Below are 18,511 nucleotides of genomic sequence, written 5' to 3'. Positions count from 1 at the left end.
TACCTTGCACTGATTGGGTTGAGAAAAATTCACATGGCTACTTACTACGGCACCCCTGGAAACGACAGCCTTACTGGTGGACAAGAGGCAGACACTCTATATGGCTATATTTTTATAGCCCCAGACTTCCAGTCTGTGGGCAATTTGCGACACAAGGGATGCTCCCAAAGGCTCAGCCGTAACCAGCCGAAGGCGTCGTTTCTGTGAGCTAGTAGCGCCCTGTTTCCAGATACCAATCCAGACAGCCGCGCATCCAGGAGCGCAAACCTGATATGTAGCGTTGGAGCTCGGCATCTACCTCAGCTCCAAAAGATGGTAGCTGCGCCGACAACTCAATAAAGGTTCGCACCTCAGCATCGTGAATTTCAGCAGCGCGTTCGATCGCCTCTAGAAAAGGGATCTGGTATTCGTGCTGTAGAATCAGGACTAGATTGTGAGTCTGCCCTTCCCGGATTTCTTTTTCGACAGAGAAGATGTCGTTTGCCCAGGCGAAAACATTGTTTGCAGCCAACTCTAGCCGCTTCACAATCGGGAGTTCGATTACTTCAGGCGGGAGCGCGATCCGATCGACTATCTGAATAAAGTCAAAATAGGCATAAACCCCAATTTGAAGCGCACGCATTTTCATGTAGGTCACCAGATTTGGCGTAATCCCCTGCGTGTGGTTTAGAGCTTCCCAGCGCACGGCTTGGAGTCCCTCTTCCATATCCCTAGCGAAACGAAGCATCAACTCTGGCGTTGCATTGAGGAACTGGTGTAGCCTCTGCCAGATATCTTGCAATGTGAGCGCTGCTGGCGTATCGCTGTCGGTGAGTGAGGCCCCTTTCAAAATATCGACAAGCCGAGCGTGCTCAAGTTCCAATCGTTCTAGTTGCTTGCTAGTTCCAGCCTCCTCAAATTGATCGTCAGCGATAAAACCCCAGACCAAAAAATCATTAAAAATCTCTAGGGCTTCAAGAGAGGCATGGGGGTGCGTCAGTGCAGCCAGCTCCTGAAAGTTTGCTGCACACAAGATTTGGTAGGCTGATTCATCTGGGAAAAAGTTGAAGAACCGCACCCATTCAATGGTGTGCTGTCCAGCCGCATCGGCATACTGATTCCTGGCTGAAGGAAACGGACAGTAAAGATCGGGGTATTTGATTTCAAGCATCAGCTATATTTAAAAAAACGGACTCTTTATAAAAATCTAGGGAGACTCATGGTGTTCCCAGGGAATGATAACCTGACAGGATTTTGAACTATCAGGATTAAACCTCCCGATTTTTGTACATTAACTTCTCACCGACACTCAAGCGCTCTCAAAAAAAATCGGGGAATTTTTGAGCCGACCTTACGGCGTTGCTGAATACAGATATGAATTCAAGATTTCCCAATTGCTATGGGCCAAGTATGGTGAGTTTTGTAACTTCGGAGAAAAGTTGATTCATACCGTAAATCAGCAACGCCCTTTTCCCCATCAAAAGCTGGAGCGATTCAAGCAAGGTCGCTGACCTAATTGTAGAAGGTATCTTGGAGTCAAAAAACACGTTACCCCCTTATGTTCAGAAGGAAGTTCGGCAACGCGCAGTGAATCGGGATTTAACGGATGAATGTTGAGGGAATTGGTCATTGAGCAATTCTCCCACTCTCCCATTCTCCCACTCTCCCGCTCTCCCGCTCTTCCCGCGCTCCCTTTTTGCCATAACAGACAAGTTATGTGTAGCATCTTAGCGAATCTGCCAACGATCGCGCTAGAGCCTTTTCGGCTGATTTTGGCATTTGGGACTAGGAAAAAAGTCACAACTGCAAAGTGCTTTTTGACTGGTCAAGTTAGGAGTCTTGGGTCATGCGCTGGCTGATTTTAACCGATAAGATTTGGTGGTGAAGGTTAATTAGGCGCAGTAAATCATGAAAAGAACAACGATCGCACCAGCATTTCTCCTCGTCGGTGTACTTTTGGTAGGCGGTTTGTCTGCTTGTACGCAATCCAATGCCTCCGAAGCTACCCAACCTGACACGACGGCGACCAATCCAGTAAGTTCCGACCAAGCGAAGGCGGATTCAGTTTCCACTCAAACTGCTCAACCTGTCGCGGCGACTGCAACTCCAAGTTCAGCGCAACCGAAGGCAACGGATGCAGAACGCGCACAGAAACGCGAGGAACTTCGCAAACAAGTCGAAGCGGTGTTGACGCCCGAGCAGGTACAACAGTTAGAAACTAAAGTCAAGGGAGGTGAAAAAATGCGGAAAGCTTTGTCCGAGCTAAATCTCACCGCCGAACAAAAGACAAAAATTAAAGAAATTCTCAAGACTGCTTATCCTCGGGGGCAAAAGCAGTCTCACACAAATTCGCAATAACGTTCTGATGGGGCAACTTGCAGGGCGAAACTGATACAAAACTTGCGCGGGTTCTCCGGCATAATCCACAAGAAAATTGATGTGTTGTGGAACAGGCATCTTGCCTGTTCTTGAGAATGATAAATGATACAAGATGTTAGTTACAACTGAGATGTTGCTCACCTTTTGCACCATTGTCAATAAGCCTTTTATGAACAGGCAAGATGCCTGTCCCACAAGAAAATTAATCTGCTGTAGAACAGGCCGGAGAGCCTGTTTTTGAGAATAGTGCAAGATGTTAGTTACAAAGGAGGTTTGTGATGATCGAGGAAATTATTAGTGAAAGTCGGAATGGCACTCGCCCTAAAGTTTCTGACGAAAATCTGAAGCTGAACGAGCAACCGACGCACAACGTAGAAATTGTTAGTGAAACTCCAAAAGAAGCTCTCCGTGAAGTTTTTCAGGAAGCTCCAACATTGCCGGAGAGCGAACCGGCGGACAGTGTTGCAGCCAAACAACCGACGGAAAAGGTGCTGGCGAAAGGGCCGATTGCGCTGTTTCTGCTGGGGTTGCTGCTGGTGGGTGGGTTGGGATTTGTGGTTTGGCAGCGATCGACCGCTCCTAAAGCGGAGAAACCGAGCCGCAGCGGTAGACTCCAAGTGACTCCGGTGACAGTGGCAACAGTGACGAAAAAAACGGTTCCGATACAGTTGCAAGCGATCGGCAACGTGCAATCGAGTTCTACTGTCTCGGTGACAGCACAAGCTAGCGGGCGGATTACAGGAGTTTATTTCAAGAAAGGACAAGAAGTTAAGAAAGGACAACTGCTGTTTTCGATCGACGATCGCTCTCAAACTGCCTCGATCCAGCAAGCTCAAGGAATCGTAGCAAAAAGCCAAGCACAGGTGCAACAAGCCACAGCCAACCTTTCTAAAGACCAAGGAGTTGTCGAACAAGCCAGAGCAACCCTGGACAAAGACCGAGGAATTGTCGAGCAAGCCAAAGCGACCCTGGAAAAAGACCAAGGAGCAGTCCAGCAAGCCAGAATGACTCTTGCTAAAGACAAAGGAGTCGTCGAACAAGCCAGAATGACCCTGGAAAAAGACCAAGGTGCAGTCAAGCAAGCGATCGCCACTTTGACCAAGGATCGAGCTCAAGCACAATATGCCGAAGCACAAAGTCAACGGTACGCCGAGCTCTACAAACAAGGAGTAATCAGTCAAGATCAAGCCCAGCAATACGCTACCAGCAGCCGAGCCACCGCAGCAACGGTCGATCTTGACCAGCAAGCGATCGCCAATGCTGAAACTGCGGTAAAGAGCGATCGCATCGGGATCGCCAATGCTGAGGCAGTCGTCAGAGGTGATGAAGTGGCGATCGCCAATGCTGAGACGGCGGTGAAAAGCGATTTGGTAGGGATTGAGAATGCTGAGACGGCGGTGAAAAGCGATTTAGTGGGGATTGAGAATGCTCGGGCTGTCGTGGAGGGCGATCGGGCTGCGATCGAGGGTTCTCAAGCTGGGTTGAGTGCAGACGGCGGTGCCTTGAAAAATGCTCAGGTGCAATCATCCTATACCAAGGTCTATGCGCCGATCGACGGGCGTGCCGGAAATATTCTAGTGACAATCGGCAATGTGGTGCAACCAAGCACCGACAAACCCTTGGTGACAATCTCCACAATTAATCCAATTCAAGTTGCCTTTTCGGTGCCTGAATCCAACCTCCCAGACATCCAAAAATACGCAGACAACGGCAAACTTAAAGTTGATGTCACCTTTGCCGGAAACAATCGTCCGATATCGGGAACCTTGTCATTTGTGAACAATACGGTTGACAATGCCACAGGCTCAATTCAACTGATTGGCGACTTTAATAACGCAGATGGCAAACTTTTCCCCGGTCAATTTGTTAGCACAACTCTAACATTAAGTCAACAACCAAATGCGATTGTTGTTCCCTCACAAGCTGTACAGACAGGGCCGAACGGACAATTCGTGTTTGTCGCCCAAGAAGACGATACAGTGGAAAATGTGCCTGTAGTTGTCAGCAATACAATCAACGGCTTAACTGTCATCCAAAAAGGTGTGGATGCGGGTGATGAAGTTGTCACCGACGGACAAGCAAATCTGGTTGATGGTAGCAAGATTCGCATTAAAACCGCAGCGGATGCTAAAGATAATTCAGATAGCACTAAAGGCAATAACAATTCAGACACATCTGGAGCCAAAGAAACTGGTGTAAAATCTGGCGGCGACTCTAATTCATCGGGAAATCAGTCATGGAAATCGCGCAAAAATCCCTAGGGCGATCGTATCGATTTTAGATTTTAGATTTTAGATTTTAGATTGACCCCACGGATAAATGCGGGGGCTTGAGGATTTTCGATTTGAGATTTTGGATTGATTCCACGGATCGATCGCGTGGCGGGTACCACCTTTGAAATTCTTGGTCAAAAGGCCCGATGCCCGATGCCCCATGCCCGATGCCCGATGCCCAATTCCCAATGCCCAATGCCCAATGCCCAATGCCCAAGAGTACCTCATTTACCAGAGAAAGGTTTATAACTAATGAATCTCTCAGAACCGTTTATTCGCCGTCCAATTATGACCACCTTGGTGATGGCGGCAATTCTGATTTTTGGTTGGATGAGTTATCGCTTACTGCCGATTAGCGATTTGCCAAACGTCGATTATCCCACGATTCAAGTCAGCGCTTCCCGGCCCGGCGCTAGCCCGGAAACGATGGCTGCATCGGTGGCGCGGCCGCTAGAAAAGCAATTTTCCAGCATTGCCGGACTCGATACGCTAACCTCAACGAGTACCAGCGGCAAAACTCAAATTACGCTTCAGTTCAATCTCAGCCACAGTATTGACGATGCGGCGCAAGATGTGGAATCGGCAATTTCCTCGGCATCCGGCCAAATGCCCAACGACTTGCCAAATCCGCCTACCTACAGCAAAGTCAACCCTGCCGACGGGCCGATTCTTTACCTTTATCTCACTTCCCCAACCCTGCCGCTTTCTGAGGTTGATAAATACGCACAAACCTATCTAGCGCAAAAGCTATCGACAATCGGCGGTGTGGCGCAAGTGCAGATTTACGGTTCTCAAAAATATGCTGCTAGAATTCAACTCGATCCGCAACAGTTAGCAACGCGGCAAATTGGCATCGATCGAGTGCAAACGGCGATCGAACAAGGAAACGTCAACTTGCCCACAGGAAGCCTTTCCGGCAGCCATAAAAACTTTACGGTGCAAACAAACGGACAGCTTCAGGATGCAGCAGCATTCCGCCGTTTGATTGTGACTTACAAAAATGGACAGCCTATTTATCTCGAACAATTAGGGCGAGTGATTGACAGCGTAGAAAATACTCAACTTGCTAGTTGGTATAACAACGATCGCGCAATTATCCTCACGATTCAAAGACAGCCGGGCACGAATACTGTAGAAGTTGTAGAGACGATTCAAAAATTACTGCCCAACTTAAAAACTCAGATTCCGAGTTCGATCGAGCTTGGGGTGATGTACGATGCGTCTCAATCGATTCGCGATTCGGTTGACGACGTTCGGTTTACGCTCGTTTTGACGATCGCCCTAGTCATCTTAGTAATCTTCGTATTTTTACGCAATCTTTCTGCAACAGTCATTCCCAGTTTAGCGCTGCCGGTTTCGCTGATCGCAACCTTTGGCATCATGCACTTATTGGACTACTCGCTAGATAACTTGTCGATGATGGCCCTGACGCTATCCGTCGGCTTTGTGGTCGATGATGCGATCGTCATGCTCGAAAACATCGTCCGCCACATAGAAGAAGGAGAAAGCCCGCGAGAAGCGGCGCTAAACGGGTCTAGGGAAATCGGCTTTACGATTTTATCGATGACGCTTTCCTTGGTGGCGGTGTTTATTCCGATGTTATTTATGAGCGAGTTGTTGGGGCGCTTGTTTCATGAATTTGCAGTGACGATTGCAGTTTCAATTATGGTTTCAGGCTTTGTATCTTTGAGCTTGACACCGATGTTGTGCAGCCGTTTTTTGCGCCCGGTAAATCACGCCAATCAAAGCCGGCTTTATCGAGCTTCCGAGTATGTATTCGATGTATTTTTGAATTTGTACGATTGGAGCCTCAAGAAAGTTTTAAAATATCACCGCACCACGATGATTTTGTCATTCGCAATGGTGTTTGTCACAGTTGGACTATTTATCGCGGTTCCCAAAGGCTTTATTCCCAGCCAAGACACCGGACAAATCACGGGCATTACTCAAGCTGCACAAGATGCCTCTTTTGATGAATTAGTGCGCCACCAGCAAGCAGTTGTCAGGGCAATTCGCCAAGATCCGAACGTGGAAGCAGTCAACTCGAATATCGGGGCAGGAGCGAGTGCAAATGGCGGCGGGGCGGCAGTTGCCGGAAATTCGGGAAGCTTGTTTATTCGGCTGAAACCGCGATCGCAGCGGCAGATGGGAGCCGATGAAATTGTGCAGAATTTGCGATCGCAACTAGCAGAGATTCCCGGCATTCAAGTCTTCTTGCAAAATCCTCCGGCAATCCCGCTGGGCACTCAACAAAGCACAGGATTGTATCAACTCGCGCTGCAAAGTTCTGACGTTCTACCGCTGCGGGAGTACGTGCCGCAACTGGTTGACAAAATGAAAGCAATGCCAGAAATTCAGGATGTGAACAGCGATTTGCAGATGACTTCTCAAATCAAAGTTGATATCGATCGCGACAAAGCCTCAGCATTAGGAATTACAGCTCAACAAATCGAAAACACCTTGAGAAATGCCTACGGCGCTTACCAAGTTTCAACGATTTACGGTGCAAGCAACGAGTATCAAGTTATTTTGGAACTAGAACCAAAGTATCAAAAAGACCCCAATGCTTTGATGCAGCTTTACATCGCGACAACAAGCAGTAATTCGAGCGATGATTCTGGCGGTCAAACACAAGTACCGCTAGCAACGTTTGCCAAAATCACTCCGGGAACTGCACCGTTAATTGTCAACCACGTCGGGCGGATGAATGCTGCGACAATTTCCTACAACCTCGCTCCTGGGGTGGCGCTGGGAACGGCAAATAGTGCGATCGACAAAATCGTGAAATCGGTAATTCCTGACAGCATTTCTACCAATTATAAGGGTGCGAGCCAAGTATTTCAAAGTTCGCTGCCGAGTTTGGGTATCCTGTTGGCGATCGCAATTCTCGTCATCTATTTGATTCTCGGTATTTTGTACGAAGATTTCATCCATCCGATTACAATTCTGTCGGGATTGCCTTCGGCGGGATTTGGCGCATTATTAACGCTGATGTTGTTTGGCGTTGAGCTCAACGTTTATTCATTCATCGGTATCATCTTGCTGGTAGGGATTGTTAAGAAAAACGGCATTATGATGGTGGATTTTGCGATCGAAGCCCAGCGCAACGACGGCAAAAAACCAGCGGAAGCAATCTATCAAGCGTGTTTAGTGCGCTTTCGGCCGATTATGATGACTACAATGGCAGCTTTAATGGGAACATTGCCGATCGCCCTAGGAGTTGGTGCGGGTTCGGAATCTCGCCGCCCGTTAGGAATTGCCGTTGTCGGCGGACTTTTGTTTTCACAAGTTTTGACACTGTATCTCACGCCCGTATTTTACATCTACATGGAATCGTGGCGGAAAAAGCTCAATGAGGTGAAGTTTCGGCAAGTTTTTTCATTTAAATGAGGACGGTAAAATAACCGTTCTAAGTTTGTAGTAAATGAGATGTTATACCAATGTCAATAAGTCTTTATGAGCGGGCAGGATGCCCAACTCCTACTCCCCACAAGAAATACAATCTTTGTGGAACAGGCATCTTGCCTGTTCTTGAAAAGCGGGCAGGATGCCCACCCATAAGAAAAGCAATCTTTGTGGAACAGGCATCTTGCCTGTTCTTGAAAATCGCAAGATGCCCATTCCACAAAACTTAATTTTCTTGTGGAACGAGAACGGGCAAGATGCCCATTCCACAAAACTTAATTTTCTTGTGGAACGAGAACGGGCAAGATGCCCGTTCCTAAACAAGGAGCACAGCAAACAGATTAAATAACCTGTGTAGGTTGGGTTGAGGAACGAAACCCAAAGCCCTGGGAATGTTGGGTTTCATGCTTCAACCCAACCTACGGAAATCAATGTTATTTAATTCTCATTCCTTACCCTAAAATATATGAACCTTTCAGAAATCTTTATCCGCCGCCCCGTAATGACCGCACTGGTCACAATCGGCATTCTAATCTTCGGTTTGATGAGTTATTTCCTGCTACCAATTAGCGCGCTGCCTCACGTTGAATATCCATTTGTCAGCGTCTCTGCTAGCTTACCCGGTGCAACCCCCGAAACAATGTCATCCTCAGTCGCCGCGCCGCTAGAAAGACAGTTTACGGAAATAGCTGGTCTCAATTCGTTTAACTCCACCAGTTCCACCGGTAGCGCGAATATTTCCCTACAATTCGACTTCAGCCGCAGTGTGAATTCTGCTGCTAAAGACGTACAAGCTGCGATCGCCGCCGCCGCAGGTTCATTGCCATCAGGAATGCCCAAACCGCCAACCTACCGCAAAGTTAACCCTTCAGTTGCGCCGGTTCTATACCTTTATTTGTACTCAAAAACCCTGCCAATTGCAGATGTAGATGAAGCCGCAGAAGTGACGATCGCACAACCCATTTCTGCGATCGACGGTGTGGCGCAAGTGCAGGTTTACGGGCAGAAACAATATGCAGTGCGGATTCAACTCGATCCGCGAGAATTGACCTCCAGGGGAATCGGATTAGATCAAGTTAGAACCGCAGTTACGCAAGGAAATGTAAACTTGCCAACCGGAAGCCTTTCTGGCGATAACAAAAGCTATTTAATTCAGGTAAACGGTCAATTGAACCGTGCAGCAGAATATCGATCGCTGATCGTTGCTTACAAAAATGGCGCAGCAGTGAGGCTGCAAGATTTAGGAAACGTGATTGACGACGTGCAGAACAACAAAGTCTTGAATTTATATACCGATAAAAACGTTACAAATCAACCTGCAATCTTGCTGGCCGTGCAGCCTCAACCGGATGCAAATACTGTCGAAATTGTCGATTCGATCGTGCAAATGTTACCCGCCCTCAAACAACAAATTCCCCAATCGATCGAAATGGGAATTATGTACGATCGCTCTCAATCAATTCGGGCTTCTGTAGATGATGTGAAGTTCTCCTTAGTTTTGTCGGTGTGTCTGGTTGTCTTAGTAATTTTTCTATTTTTGCGGAACTTCACAGCGACGTTAATTCCAAGTTTAGCTTTGCCTGTGGCGATTATCGGCACGTTTGCGGTGATGTATCAGTTGGGATACTCGTTAGATAACCTGTCTCTGATGGCGCTGACGCTTTCAGTGGGGTTTGTGGTGGATGATGCGATCGTAGTTCTCGAAAATATTGTCCGCCACCAAGAAATGGGAGAAGCACCGCTGGAAGCAGCATTAAAAGGCTCGAAAGAAATTGGTTTTACTATTCTCTCAATGACGCTTTCATTGGTCGCCGTGTTTATTCCGATCATGTTTATGGGCGGGTTGATCGGTCGGTTATTCCACGAATTTGCTGTGACTATTTCTGTGGCAATTTTGGTGTCGGGATTTGTTTCTCTGAGCCTCACGCCGATGTTGTGCAGTCGATTTCTCAAATCGTCCCACCAAAACCAACAAAACCGCTTCTACCACCTTTCTGAGCGGGGATTCGAGCTGCTGCTGCAAGGATATGAATGGACGCTAAAACCTGTTTTGAAATACCGTTTCGTAACGCTGATTGCTTCTGTAATTCTGCTGGTGTTTACGGCTTATCTGTTCGTTCTGGTTCCGAAAGGCTTTATTCCGACTGAAGACACCGGACAACTGATGGCTAACACAAAAGGAGCGCAAGATATTTCGTTTGAAGATATGCTGCTTCACCAACAAAAAGTCGTTGATATTATTCGGAAAGATCCAAACATCGCAGCGTTGAACTCAACCGTAGGTGCGAGCGGCCCGAACGCATCCGCGAACAACGGACGCATCACAATTAGGCTCAAACCGCGATCGCAGCGCCGCCTCAGTGCCGACGAAATCATCCAACAACTCACTCCTAAATTGCGCGGAATTCCCGGCATTCAAGCTTTTTTACGCTCTCCTGCTGCGATTCCGATCGGCGGTCAACAAACAAATTCACAATATCAGTTTACGGTGCAAAGTTTAGACTTGCAAGCGCTGCGTCAAGCGGTGCCGGAATTGTTAGCTAAAATCAAAACGCTACCGGGATTGCGCGGTGTGGATAGCGATTTGCAACTGAGCACGCCTCAGCTTCAAGTTAAAGTCGATCGCGACAAAGCCGCAACCGTCGGAGTTAGCGCTCAACAAGTGCAGAAAACTCTCAGCGCTGCTTACGGTTCGGGACAGGTTTCGACGATTTATACCCCCAACAATCAATTTACTGTTGTGTTAGAACTCAAGCCTGAGTATCAGCGCGATCCGAGTGCTTTGTCGATGCTTTACGTGCGATCGAACACCGGACAAATGATATCGCTAAGTGCGATCGCAAATGTCACCCAAACAGTCGGCCCGCTAACCGTCAATCACCTAACCGGATTGCCCTCTGCTACAATCTCCTTTGACACTCTCCCAGGCACATCGCTGAGTCAAGCAACCGCAGCTATCGAGAAAGTTGCAAAGGATGTTTTGCCGCCGTCAGTGACAACAAGTTTCCAAGGTGCAGCACAGGTTTTCAACCAATCTTTTAACGATCTCGGTTGGTTGTTGCTAGTTTCTATTCTGGTGATTTATTTAATTCTCGGCATTTTGTACGAGGATTTCATTCACCCGCTGACAATTTTGTCAGGTTTGCCGTCAGCCGGATTTGGTGCACTGTTAACGCTGGTAATCTTTCAGGTTGAACTAAATCTCTATTCGTTTATCGGGATTATTCTGCTGGTGGGAATTGTCAAGAAAAACGGTATCATGCTGGTAGATTTTGCGATCGAGAAACAGCGCCAAGAAGGCAGAAGCGCGTTTGAGGCCATTTACGAAGCCTGCATCGTCCGCTTCCGTCCGATTATGATGACCACGATGGCGGCTTTAATTGGGACTTTGCCGATCGCCCTGGGAGTTGGTAGCGGTTCGGAATCGCGCCGCCCGTTGGGAATTGCGATCGTCGGTGGATTGCTGTTTTCGCAAGTTTTAACGCTGTATCTTACTCCGGTATTTTACACTTATATGGAAGCGTGGCGCAAACGGCTAGGTCAACCAAAAATGAAGCTTTCTGAATTTTTCTGGCGTCCGAAAACTCGACCTTCGAGCCGAAATTAATCCCAAATCCGCGTTAAAAACTTCTTTTTTATACTGGGCGGTTTCAACCGAAGAATACAATCTTGAACGTGGATTAGGGACTCTGTTTTATTAATTAATAATCAGCGGGCGATCGCCTTTTTACATCTCTGCTTTGATTCGTGCGATCGCGGTCTTTTTTCCTGCCTTTTTTAATTTGCTGGCTCATCTCGATAAACAAATCCCTGCGTAAATAAGGATAGTCGCTCACCCACACGTCGCGGCTGGGAATGTAAATATCTGAAACTTTGGTAATCCGGCCCAAATCTTCTTGATTTGACATGATTAACATTAAAGCAGCTTGGCCGGGGGCAATTCCTTGGTGGTCTTTCTGCAAGGGAGCTCGGAGTGTAGTAGTAAATCCGGTTTTGTCGCCAACTTCTAAATTAATTCGCGGTTCTAAGTTATCAACAATTACGAGTTGTCCTTTTTGATTGACAGTTTCCTCTTGACTTGTAACTTCATCTGTGATATAAATATCCAAAACTCGTCCTTGCCAAAAACCGCAATACTTATATTTACGGCATTCTGCATTCCGCAAACTCGCCCACAAAATTGGCCCCCACAGCCAATACAAACCTGCAATCAATCCGGTAATTAAAACTAGCGGCCCGACATCGGAACCTGCGAAGTTGTAGAGGATAAGTAGGAAGACTACAGCTACCGCAGATATTAACATTCGCCTCAAAAAATCGGGCGGTTTTCCCCAGATATATTTGTATTGCGCTCCCGTGGCGACGGCAGGAATTAGTTCTTTAAAGGTTTCGCTGGTTAAGGGAATTAGCATAGGAAGTTCTTGGTTAGTGGTTGTTGGTTATTGGTTATTGGTTATTAGTTGGTTATTGGTTATTAGTTGGTTATTGGTTGTTGGTTATTTGTTGTTAGATCGTGTCCGGGTAATCGCTGATAATTATTGTGTAGTGCGAGCGATCGGAGCTCGCGCTCCCTCGCGCTCCGATCGCTCGCACTGTATTCTCAATGCCCAATGCCCAATGCCCAATGCCCAATTCCCAATTCCCAATTACCTAGAGTATCTTTTCCAGGCCGTAAACGAGCGATCGCAATTCAAGCACTTTGCGTATAGACAACAACACTCCCGGCATATAACAAGCTCGATCGCTCGTATCGTGTCGTAAAGTGTAAACTTGACCGGGGCCGCCAAAAATGACCTCTTGGTGGGCAATTAAACCGGGCAAACGAATGCTGTGAATGCGAATCCCTTCATCCGCCAAAGAACCCCGAGCTCCAGGCAATTTTTCAGTTTCCTCAACTTCGGGAGGATTGAAAGTTTTTCCCATTTCTGCTAGCATTTGAGCAGTTTGAATAGCGGTGCCGCTGGGAGCGTCGGCTTTTTGATTGTGGTGCAGCTCGATAATTTCTACGTGTTCAAAATACTGAGATGCCGTGACAGCGGCCTGTTGGAGCAAAACCATGCCGATCGAGAAATTGGGTACGATCAAACAGCCGATGCTGGCTTTGTCAGCGAATTTAGCTAAGTCTTGAATTTGCTCGCTGCTCAAGCCAGTAGTGCCGACTACCGGGCGAATACCGTAAGCTATGGCCGATCGCACGTTTTCATAAACTGACGAAGGGTGCGTAAAATCTACCATCACGCCTAACTGCTTTTCCTGAGATGCTAATACCAGCATTCCTTGCAAGTCGTCAGTGACAGGAACTTCCAGAGTACCGCATCCTGCTAATTCCCCCGCATCGGCGTTCAGGCACTCAGGAGAGCGGTCTACAGCCCCGAATAGCGTCAGGTCATCAGCAGTTGCGATCGCCTTAATTACTTCGCGGCCCATCTTGCCTGCTGCACCGTTGACAATCACCGGAATCGGAAGTTGATTCGTCATAATCTCAAAAATATCCTGAAATTTCGATCGACTAAATTTTAACGCTTGTGGAAATTTGGGGAAACGGGGGAATAAAAGACAGGACTTGTCGGTAAATCTTGAGAAACCCGGTTTCCCATCCCAGAAATACTTTGCCAAATCGAGTAATTAGCTTAAATAAACTCGGTTTCGGCAAAAGTTCTGAAAAAATTACATTCAATCTCATAATAAGCTCAATTCTGTAAGAACAGACTTGTGCGAAGCGAATTTGCACCGATATATTTTTGCTGTGACTGCCCAATTCTCTCGAAATCTTCGTTCTGTACTGTCTGTCGCAACTGGCCTCGATCTGAGTTCTCAAGGCTGGCGGCTCAGGATTTTGCCTGCAATGCTTGCGGGTGCGACTGTAACGCTGCTGAATATGGGAGTTCGGCAGTTGGGAGGGCTGCAAAACTGGGAATTGGGGGGTTTTGACTCGTTAGTGCGCTTGCAGCCAGATTCGGGCCCCGATCCGCGGCTGCTGGTAGTGGGAATTTCTGAGGGCGATATTCAAGCTCTGGGGAGATTTCCGATTTCCGACGAGGCGATCGCTCAAACCTTGACAAAACTGCAAAAGTACCAACCAAAAGTCATCGGTTTGGACTTGTACCGGGATTTACCTCAACCACCGGGACATCAACAATTGCTGGCTCAATTGAAAGCCCCAAATGTGGTGGCGATCGCCAAATTGAGCGATTCAGAAAGTCCGGGAGTGCCGGCGCCTCCGGGGATACCGCCCAATCGGGTTGGTTTTAACGACTTCGTGCTCGATACTGACGGCGTTGTACGCCGCAATTTACTTTCAGTCTCGCAAGCACAGAAGACTCATGCTTTCTCGTTTTCTATGCAAGTGGCTTTGTTGTATCTCAAAGACAGACTGCTGCCGAAAAATAGCCCTATTAATCCCAAACAAATGAACTGGGGAAAAGCAGAATTTGTGCCTTTAACTTCTGACAGCGGCGGCTATGCAAATATTGACGCCAGAGGCTACCAAATTCTGCTCAAATATCGGTCTGCCAAGCAGGTGGCGCGACAAGTCACTATCAGACAGGTATTGAAGGGGGAAGTTGACCCGAGTTGGGTAAAGGACAAGATCGTGCTGATCGGGACGACTGCACCTAGCACCAGAGACGTGTTTCTGACGCCCTACAGTCCCGTTAAAAAGCAAAGTCCGAAAATGCCGGGGGTGCTGCTGCACGCGCAAATGCTCAGCCAAATATTGAGTGCAGTTTTGGATGGGCGATCGCTGTTTTGGATGTGGCCGGAATGGGCGGAAATTTTGTGGAACGTTGCTTGGGCGATGGTTGGCGGGGTTGTGGCTTGGCGGATTCAGCACCCTGGGAGGGCGGGATTGGTTGGGGTTGCGGCGTTGATGGGTCTGTTGGCGATTAGTTTTGGGATTTTTACTGGGGGTGGGTGGGTGCCGCTGGTGTCGCCGGCTTTGGGTTTGGTGGTGACTGGTGGGGGCGTCAGCGCTTACAGGAAGCTTTACGATGCTTTTCACGATTCTCTGACGGGTTTGCCCAACCGGGATTTGTTTGTGGATTGCCTGGGGCGGGCGATCGCCAATACTAGGGGCCGCCGCAGCTATCTGTTTGCGGTGCTGTTTTTGGATTTAGACAGGTTTAAGGTGATTAATGATTCTTTGGGTCATTTGGCGGGGGACGAACTGCTGATGTCGGTGGTGCTGCGGTTGAGGGCAAGTATTGGTCGCGGGGATACTGTGGCGCGGGTGGGGGGTGACGATTTTGCGATTTTGGTGAGGAATGTTGATGTTGGCAGTGCGGTGGATTTGGCCGATCGAATTCACCAAGCTTTAATTGTACCTTTTGAGTTGAAGGGGCAAGAGGTGTTTGTGACGGCGAGCATCGGGATTGCCATCGGGGGCGAACCCGCTGCTACTGTGAGGGAACAGCCGGAACACTTGCTGCGCGACGCCCACACGGCGATGTACCGGGCGAAGGCTTTGGGAACGGGAAGGTATCAGGTGTTTAATGCTTCGATGCACGCTTTGGCGGTGGAGAGGTTGCAGTTGGAGACTGATTTGCGGATGGCCCTCAAGCGTCAGGAGTTTTTGGTGCACTACCAGCCTTTTGTATCTTTGGCAAGCGGGAGGATTATTGGGTTTGAGGCTTTGGTACGCTGGCAGCACCCGCTGCGGGGCTTGATTTCGCCAGTGAAGTTTATTCCGGTGGCTGAGGAAACGGGGGCCATTGTGCCGCTGGGCGAGTGGGTGCTGGAGGAGGCTTGCCGGCAGTTGCGGCTGTGGGAGGAAATGTTTGATTTCGATCGACCTTTGATTATGAGTGTAAATTTATCTGGGAAGCAGTTTGCTCAACCGGATTTGGTCGATCGCCTGAAGGCTATTTTGAGGGCAACGGGTTTGAGTGCCGAGAGTTTGAAGTTGGAGATTACTGAGAGTGTGGTGATGGATGATGTGGAGTCGGCGATCGCGGTTTTGAAGCAGATGAAAGGGTTAAATGTCAAGTTGGGAATTGATGATTTTGGCACTGGTTATTCGTCGTTGAGTTATTTGAGTCGGTTTCCTACGGATACTTTGAAGGTTGATAAGTCGTTTGTGGGGCGGATGGAGCTCGAAAGCGAGGGGGAGAATGTGGCGATCGTGCGGACGATTGTGGCGCTGGCTCACGCTTTGGGTATGGATGTGATTGCTGAGGGTGTGGAGACGGCGGCGCAGTTGGCTAAGTTAAGGTCGATCGGCTGCGAATACGGTCAGGGTTATTTTTTTTCTAAGCCTTTACCGAGGGATGAGGCTACTGCTTTGATGGCTTCTCGACCGCAGTGGTAGTTGTGGGTTATTAGTTATTAGTTATTGGTTATTGGTTATTGGTTGTTGGTTATTGGTTGTTGGTTATTAGTTATTGGTTATTGGTTATTGGTTATTGGTTATTGGTTATTGGTTATTCGTAGGGTGCGTCCGCTCGTTTTTTTTTTCGGGATAATTGATGATTTAAGAGCTGACGCACCATCGATCGCACCATCTTCTCATCTAAGACATTCACTGGTAGCCAGAAACCGGGTTTTTTTCCGAAAAAACTGTATCAATGCCTTGAATCCAGGTAAAAAACCCGGTTTCTTTGATATGGATGCGTCCTGGACATAAAATTTGATAATTTTTGTTATTATGGGGTGTAGTAGTTGACTCAAATAGGTGACTCAACATCATGAATATCTCCTTAACTCCTGAACTAGAGCAGTTTGTTCAGTCAACAGTCAAAAACGGTAGGTACTCATCAGCTTCTGAAGTAGTATGGGCGGCATTACGATTGCTAAAAGAACGGGAAATTTTAGTTGTTTTGAATCCGATTTCCTCCGACGAGAAGCAGAAACCCAGCTATGATTTCTCTGATTTAGTAGGCAGATTAACTTGGCAGGGAGATGCAGTAACAATGCAGAGGAATTTACGCGATGAGTGGTAATCGCTATGTGTTGGATACGATGCGATTGTTGCGCTTCAAGGGAATATTCAACTCATTGAATTACTTAAAGATGCTGATTGGCTTGGAGTTTCAGTCATTAGCCAAATTGAGTTTCTGGTATTTCCTGGGCTGACTCAAGACGATCGTCAGATTTTTGAGCAGTTTCTGCAACGAGTGGAGGTTCTTGGTTTAGTGGCGATGGATGGTGTTTTGATTGATAAGATCGTTGAAATTCGCCAGCAACATCGCTTGAAATTACCGGATGCGGTGATTGCAGCAATGGCAATCCAAAATTCAGCAAGTTTGGTGACGGCAGATCGAGAGTTTGGAAAGGTAACGATTTTAACGGTAATTAATTGGTAGCGATTGCCATCGATCGAGAAAAAGAAGTAAAGGGCGATCGCACTTTTTGACTAATGGTAAAGGGGCGATCGCCCTTTCTTGAGAAAGAGGAATAAAGGGCGATCGCTAATTTGTGCTTACAAAAGGGCGATCGCCCTCCTCATCCCCATTCATGCTATCGCCCTTCCCATCCCAAAAGACCGATCGCCCTTGCCATATAGCCAAAAATAGCCAAAAAGCGATCTCGCTTTTTAACTTATTCCAAAGGGGCGATCGCTTATCTGCGCTTACAAGGAAGGCGAGCGTGCTATAGTTGGCTAAATTTCCCGATCTTGAGCCAGAGGAGGCAGAGGAATCGGCGCGATGAGCTGCTAATCTCAACGATGCTATAATAGATAGGAGTTACGCATGACCTCAATTAGTATGTTTTTATAGGGAAATGAGATGAACGCTAAAGAATTACTCCTTAAGGAAGTAGAGAATATTCCAGAATTTATATTAGAAGAAGTTTGGAATTTCCTGCAATTCCTAAAATTAAAATACAATAAAGATAAGTTAGAAGCAAGCCTGCTCAGTGAATCTTCTTTGGAAAAAGACTGGTTAAAGTTAGAAGAGGATGAAGCATGGCAGAATTTGTAAAAGGTGATGTAATAGTTGTTCCGTTCCCATTTTCAGATTTAACACAAGCCAAGCGCCGACCCGCTTTAGTTATAGCAACTTTGGCCGGAGACGATCTAATTCTTTGTCAGATTACTAGCCAGAAAATCGCCGATCGCTATGCTATTACCCTTCAAAGTAGTGATTTTAGTGAGGGTGGACTTAACCAAACTAGCAACATTAGACCTAATCGCTTGTTTACCGCAGATCGAGAAATTATACTTTATAAAGCCGGTCAGCTTAAAACTGAGAAGTTAAACGAGGCGATCGCTAAGATCGTTGAAATTATTCAGCAGTAATTTTCTATTGTCAAGCGTTCCCTCTGCTTAAAATGCTGTTTGACTAGATTGTGTTGTGCGATCGTCTGCGCGTTGAGAAAAAGAGATAAAGTGCGATCGCACTTTTTGACTAAGGGTAAAGGGGCGATCGGCTTTGGTTGAGAAAAAGGAGTAAAGGGCGATCGCTAATTTGTGCTTACAAAAGGGCGATCGCTCTTTGAGTATGGCTATTTTGATGATAGCGATCAATCTTTCTACTGGC

At 47.4% G+C, this 18,511-nt stretch carries 16 protein-coding genes; 11 read left to right on the top strand and 5 right to left on the bottom strand.

Annotated elements, in window-relative coordinates; translation table 11 throughout:
* The first annotated feature begins 33 nt into the window (after positions 1–33).
* The gene (locus QUA56_RS36760) at positions 34–207 is read left to right on the top strand and encodes a hypothetical protein (protein WP_445242879.1); all 174 of its coding nucleotides are present in this window, start codon (positions 34–36) and stop codon (positions 205–207) included.
* A gap of 1 nt (position 208) precedes the next feature.
* Here QUA56_RS36760 and QUA56_RS07305 read toward each other — a convergent pair whose 3' ends face one another.
* The gene (locus QUA56_RS07305) at positions 209–1,150 is read right to left on the bottom strand and encodes a terpene synthase family protein (protein WP_333355149.1); all 942 of its coding nucleotides are present in this window, start codon (positions 1,148–1,150) and stop codon (positions 209–211) included.
* A gap of 737 nt (positions 1,151–1,887) precedes the next feature.
* On the opposite strand from QUA56_RS07305, the gene QUA56_RS07300 reads away from it, so the two are divergent.
* The 4 genes from QUA56_RS07300 to QUA56_RS07285 all read left to right on the top strand — a co-directional run bounded on the left by QUA56_RS07300 (position 1,888) and on the right by QUA56_RS07285 (position 11,643).
* Positions 1,888–2,337 carry a hypothetical protein gene (locus QUA56_RS07300; RefSeq protein WP_333355146.1) on the top strand — a complete coding sequence of 150 codons (450 nt, stop codon included), beginning with the start codon at positions 1,888–1,890 and terminating at the stop codon, positions 2,335–2,337.
* Positions 2,338–2,636: 299 nt separating this feature from the next.
* On the top strand, positions 2,637–4,619 hold the full coding sequence (locus tag QUA56_RS07295) for an efflux RND transporter periplasmic adaptor subunit (RefSeq protein ID WP_333355143.1): 1,983 nt from the start codon (positions 2,637–2,639) through the stop codon (positions 4,617–4,619).
* A gap of 264 nt (positions 4,620–4,883) precedes the next feature.
* The gene (locus QUA56_RS07290; protein ID WP_333355139.1) at positions 4,884–8,021 is read left to right on the top strand and encodes an efflux RND transporter permease subunit; all 3,138 of its coding nucleotides are present in this window, start codon (positions 4,884–4,886) and stop codon (positions 8,019–8,021) included.
* Between the two features lie 481 nt (positions 8,022–8,502).
* Positions 8,503–11,643 (top strand): efflux RND transporter permease subunit, encoded by a 3,141-nt coding sequence (locus tag QUA56_RS07285; RefSeq protein WP_333355136.1) that lies wholly within the window; start codon positions 8,503–8,505, stop codon positions 11,641–11,643.
* Between the two features lie 94 nt (positions 11,644–11,737).
* On the opposite strand, the gene QUA56_RS07280 is transcribed toward QUA56_RS07285, so the two are convergent.
* The 3 genes from QUA56_RS07280 to QUA56_RS07270 all read right to left on the bottom strand — a co-directional run bounded on the left by QUA56_RS07280 (position 11,738) and on the right by QUA56_RS07270 (position 13,719).
* Positions 11,738–12,448, bottom strand: a complete 711-nt coding sequence (locus tag QUA56_RS07280) for a phosphate ABC transporter permease (protein ID WP_333355133.1) — start codon at positions 12,446–12,448, stop codon at positions 11,738–11,740.
* A gap of 238 nt (positions 12,449–12,686) precedes the next feature.
* Complete coding sequence (dapB, locus tag QUA56_RS07275) at positions 12,687–13,514, bottom strand: 4-hydroxy-tetrahydrodipicolinate reductase (protein ID WP_333355129.1); 828 nt, start codon at positions 13,512–13,514, stop codon at positions 12,687–12,689.
* Between the two features lie 31 nt (positions 13,515–13,545).
* Positions 13,546–13,719, bottom strand: a complete 174-nt coding sequence (locus QUA56_RS07270) for a hypothetical protein (protein ID WP_333355126.1) — start codon at positions 13,717–13,719, stop codon at positions 13,546–13,548.
* A gap of 162 nt (positions 13,720–13,881) precedes the next feature.
* Between QUA56_RS07270 and QUA56_RS07265 the strand changes: the two genes are divergently transcribed.
* The 6 genes from QUA56_RS07265 to QUA56_RS07240 all read left to right on the top strand — a co-directional run bounded on the left by QUA56_RS07265 (position 13,882) and on the right by QUA56_RS07240 (position 18,270).
* Positions 13,882–16,341, top strand: a complete 2,460-nt coding sequence (locus QUA56_RS07265) for an EAL domain-containing protein (protein WP_445242881.1) — start codon at positions 13,882–13,884, stop codon at positions 16,339–16,341.
* A 376-nt stretch (positions 16,342–16,717) separates the two neighbouring features.
* Complete coding sequence (locus QUA56_RS07260; RefSeq protein ID WP_333355121.1) at positions 16,718–16,972, top strand: type II toxin-antitoxin system ParD family antitoxin; 255 nt, start codon at positions 16,718–16,720, stop codon at positions 16,970–16,972.
* Positions 16,973–16,996: 24 nt separating this feature from the next.
* Positions 16,997–17,335 carry a type II toxin-antitoxin system VapC family toxin gene (locus QUA56_RS07255; RefSeq protein ID WP_333355265.1) on the top strand — a complete coding sequence of 113 codons (339 nt, stop codon included), beginning with the start codon at positions 16,997–16,999 and terminating at the stop codon, positions 17,333–17,335.
* A gap of 78 nt (positions 17,336–17,413) precedes the next feature.
* Positions 17,414–17,545 (top strand): hypothetical protein, encoded by a 132-nt coding sequence (locus QUA56_RS07250; RefSeq protein ID WP_333355118.1) that lies wholly within the window; start codon positions 17,414–17,416, stop codon positions 17,543–17,545.
* A 213-nt stretch (positions 17,546–17,758) separates the two neighbouring features.
* Positions 17,759–17,953 carry a DUF2281 domain-containing protein gene (locus tag QUA56_RS07245; RefSeq protein ID WP_194012388.1) on the top strand — a complete coding sequence of 65 codons (195 nt, stop codon included), beginning with the start codon at positions 17,759–17,761 and terminating at the stop codon, positions 17,951–17,953.
* The gene (locus QUA56_RS07240; RefSeq protein WP_333355115.1) at positions 17,938–18,270 is read left to right on the top strand and encodes a type II toxin-antitoxin system PemK/MazF family toxin; all 333 of its coding nucleotides are present in this window, start codon (positions 17,938–17,940) and stop codon (positions 18,268–18,270) included. The genes QUA56_RS07245 and QUA56_RS07240 overlap by 16 nt, the downstream gene beginning before the upstream one ends.
* A gap of 27 nt (positions 18,271–18,297) precedes the next feature.
* On the opposite strand, the gene QUA56_RS07235 is transcribed toward QUA56_RS07240, so the two are convergent.
* Positions 18,298–18,498, bottom strand: a complete 201-nt coding sequence (locus QUA56_RS07235) for a hypothetical protein (RefSeq protein WP_333355112.1) — start codon at positions 18,496–18,498, stop codon at positions 18,298–18,300.
* Between the last annotated feature and the right edge of the window lie 13 nt (positions 18,499–18,511).

It is taken from the genome of Microcoleus sp. N3A4 (assembly GCF_036701805.1).
In the GTDB taxonomy this organism is placed as follows: Bacteria; Cyanobacteriota; Cyanobacteriia; order Cyanobacteriales; family Microcoleaceae; genus Microcoleus.
Note: the sequence above shows the minus strand (reverse complement) of the source record. Positions and strands in the feature narration are given on the sequence as shown.

Excerpts from the sequence above, each read along its gene's own strand:
- QUA56_RS36760 (WP_445242879.1), top strand. The coding sequence starts at position 34 with ATGGCTACTTACTACGGCACCCCTGGAAACGACAGCCTTACTGGTGGA.
- QUA56_RS07305 (WP_333355149.1), bottom strand. The coding sequence starts at position 1,150 with ATGCTTGAAATCAAATACCCCGATCTTTACTGTCCGTTTCCTTCAGCC.
- QUA56_RS07300 (WP_333355146.1), top strand. The coding sequence starts at position 1,888 with ATGAAAAGAACAACGATCGCACCAGCATTTCTCCTCGTCGGTGTACTT.
- QUA56_RS07295 (WP_333355143.1), top strand. The coding sequence starts at position 2,637 with ATGATCGAGGAAATTATTAGTGAAAGTCGGAATGGCACTCGCCCTAAA.
- QUA56_RS07290 (WP_333355139.1), top strand. The coding sequence starts at position 4,884 with ATGAATCTCTCAGAACCGTTTATTCGCCGTCCAATTATGACCACCTTG.
- QUA56_RS07285 (WP_333355136.1), top strand. The coding sequence starts at position 8,503 with ATGAACCTTTCAGAAATCTTTATCCGCCGCCCCGTAATGACCGCACTG.
- QUA56_RS07280 (WP_333355133.1), bottom strand. The coding sequence starts at position 12,448 with ATGCTAATTCCCTTAACCAGCGAAACCTTTAAAGAACTAATTCCTGCC.
- dapB (WP_333355129.1), bottom strand. The coding sequence starts at position 13,514 with ATGACGAATCAACTTCCGATTCCGGTGATTGTCAACGGTGCAGCAGGC.
- QUA56_RS07270 (WP_333355126.1), bottom strand. The coding sequence starts at position 13,719 with ATGAGATTGAATGTAATTTTTTCAGAACTTTTGCCGAAACCGAGTTTA.
- QUA56_RS07265 (WP_445242881.1), top strand. The coding sequence starts at position 13,882 with ATGCTTGCGGGTGCGACTGTAACGCTGCTGAATATGGGAGTTCGGCAG.
- QUA56_RS07260 (WP_333355121.1), top strand. The coding sequence starts at position 16,718 with ATGAATATCTCCTTAACTCCTGAACTAGAGCAGTTTGTTCAGTCAACA.
- QUA56_RS07245 (WP_194012388.1), top strand. The coding sequence starts at position 17,759 with ATGAACGCTAAAGAATTACTCCTTAAGGAAGTAGAGAATATTCCAGAA.
- QUA56_RS07240 (WP_333355115.1), top strand. The coding sequence starts at position 17,938 with ATGGCAGAATTTGTAAAAGGTGATGTAATAGTTGTTCCGTTCCCATTT.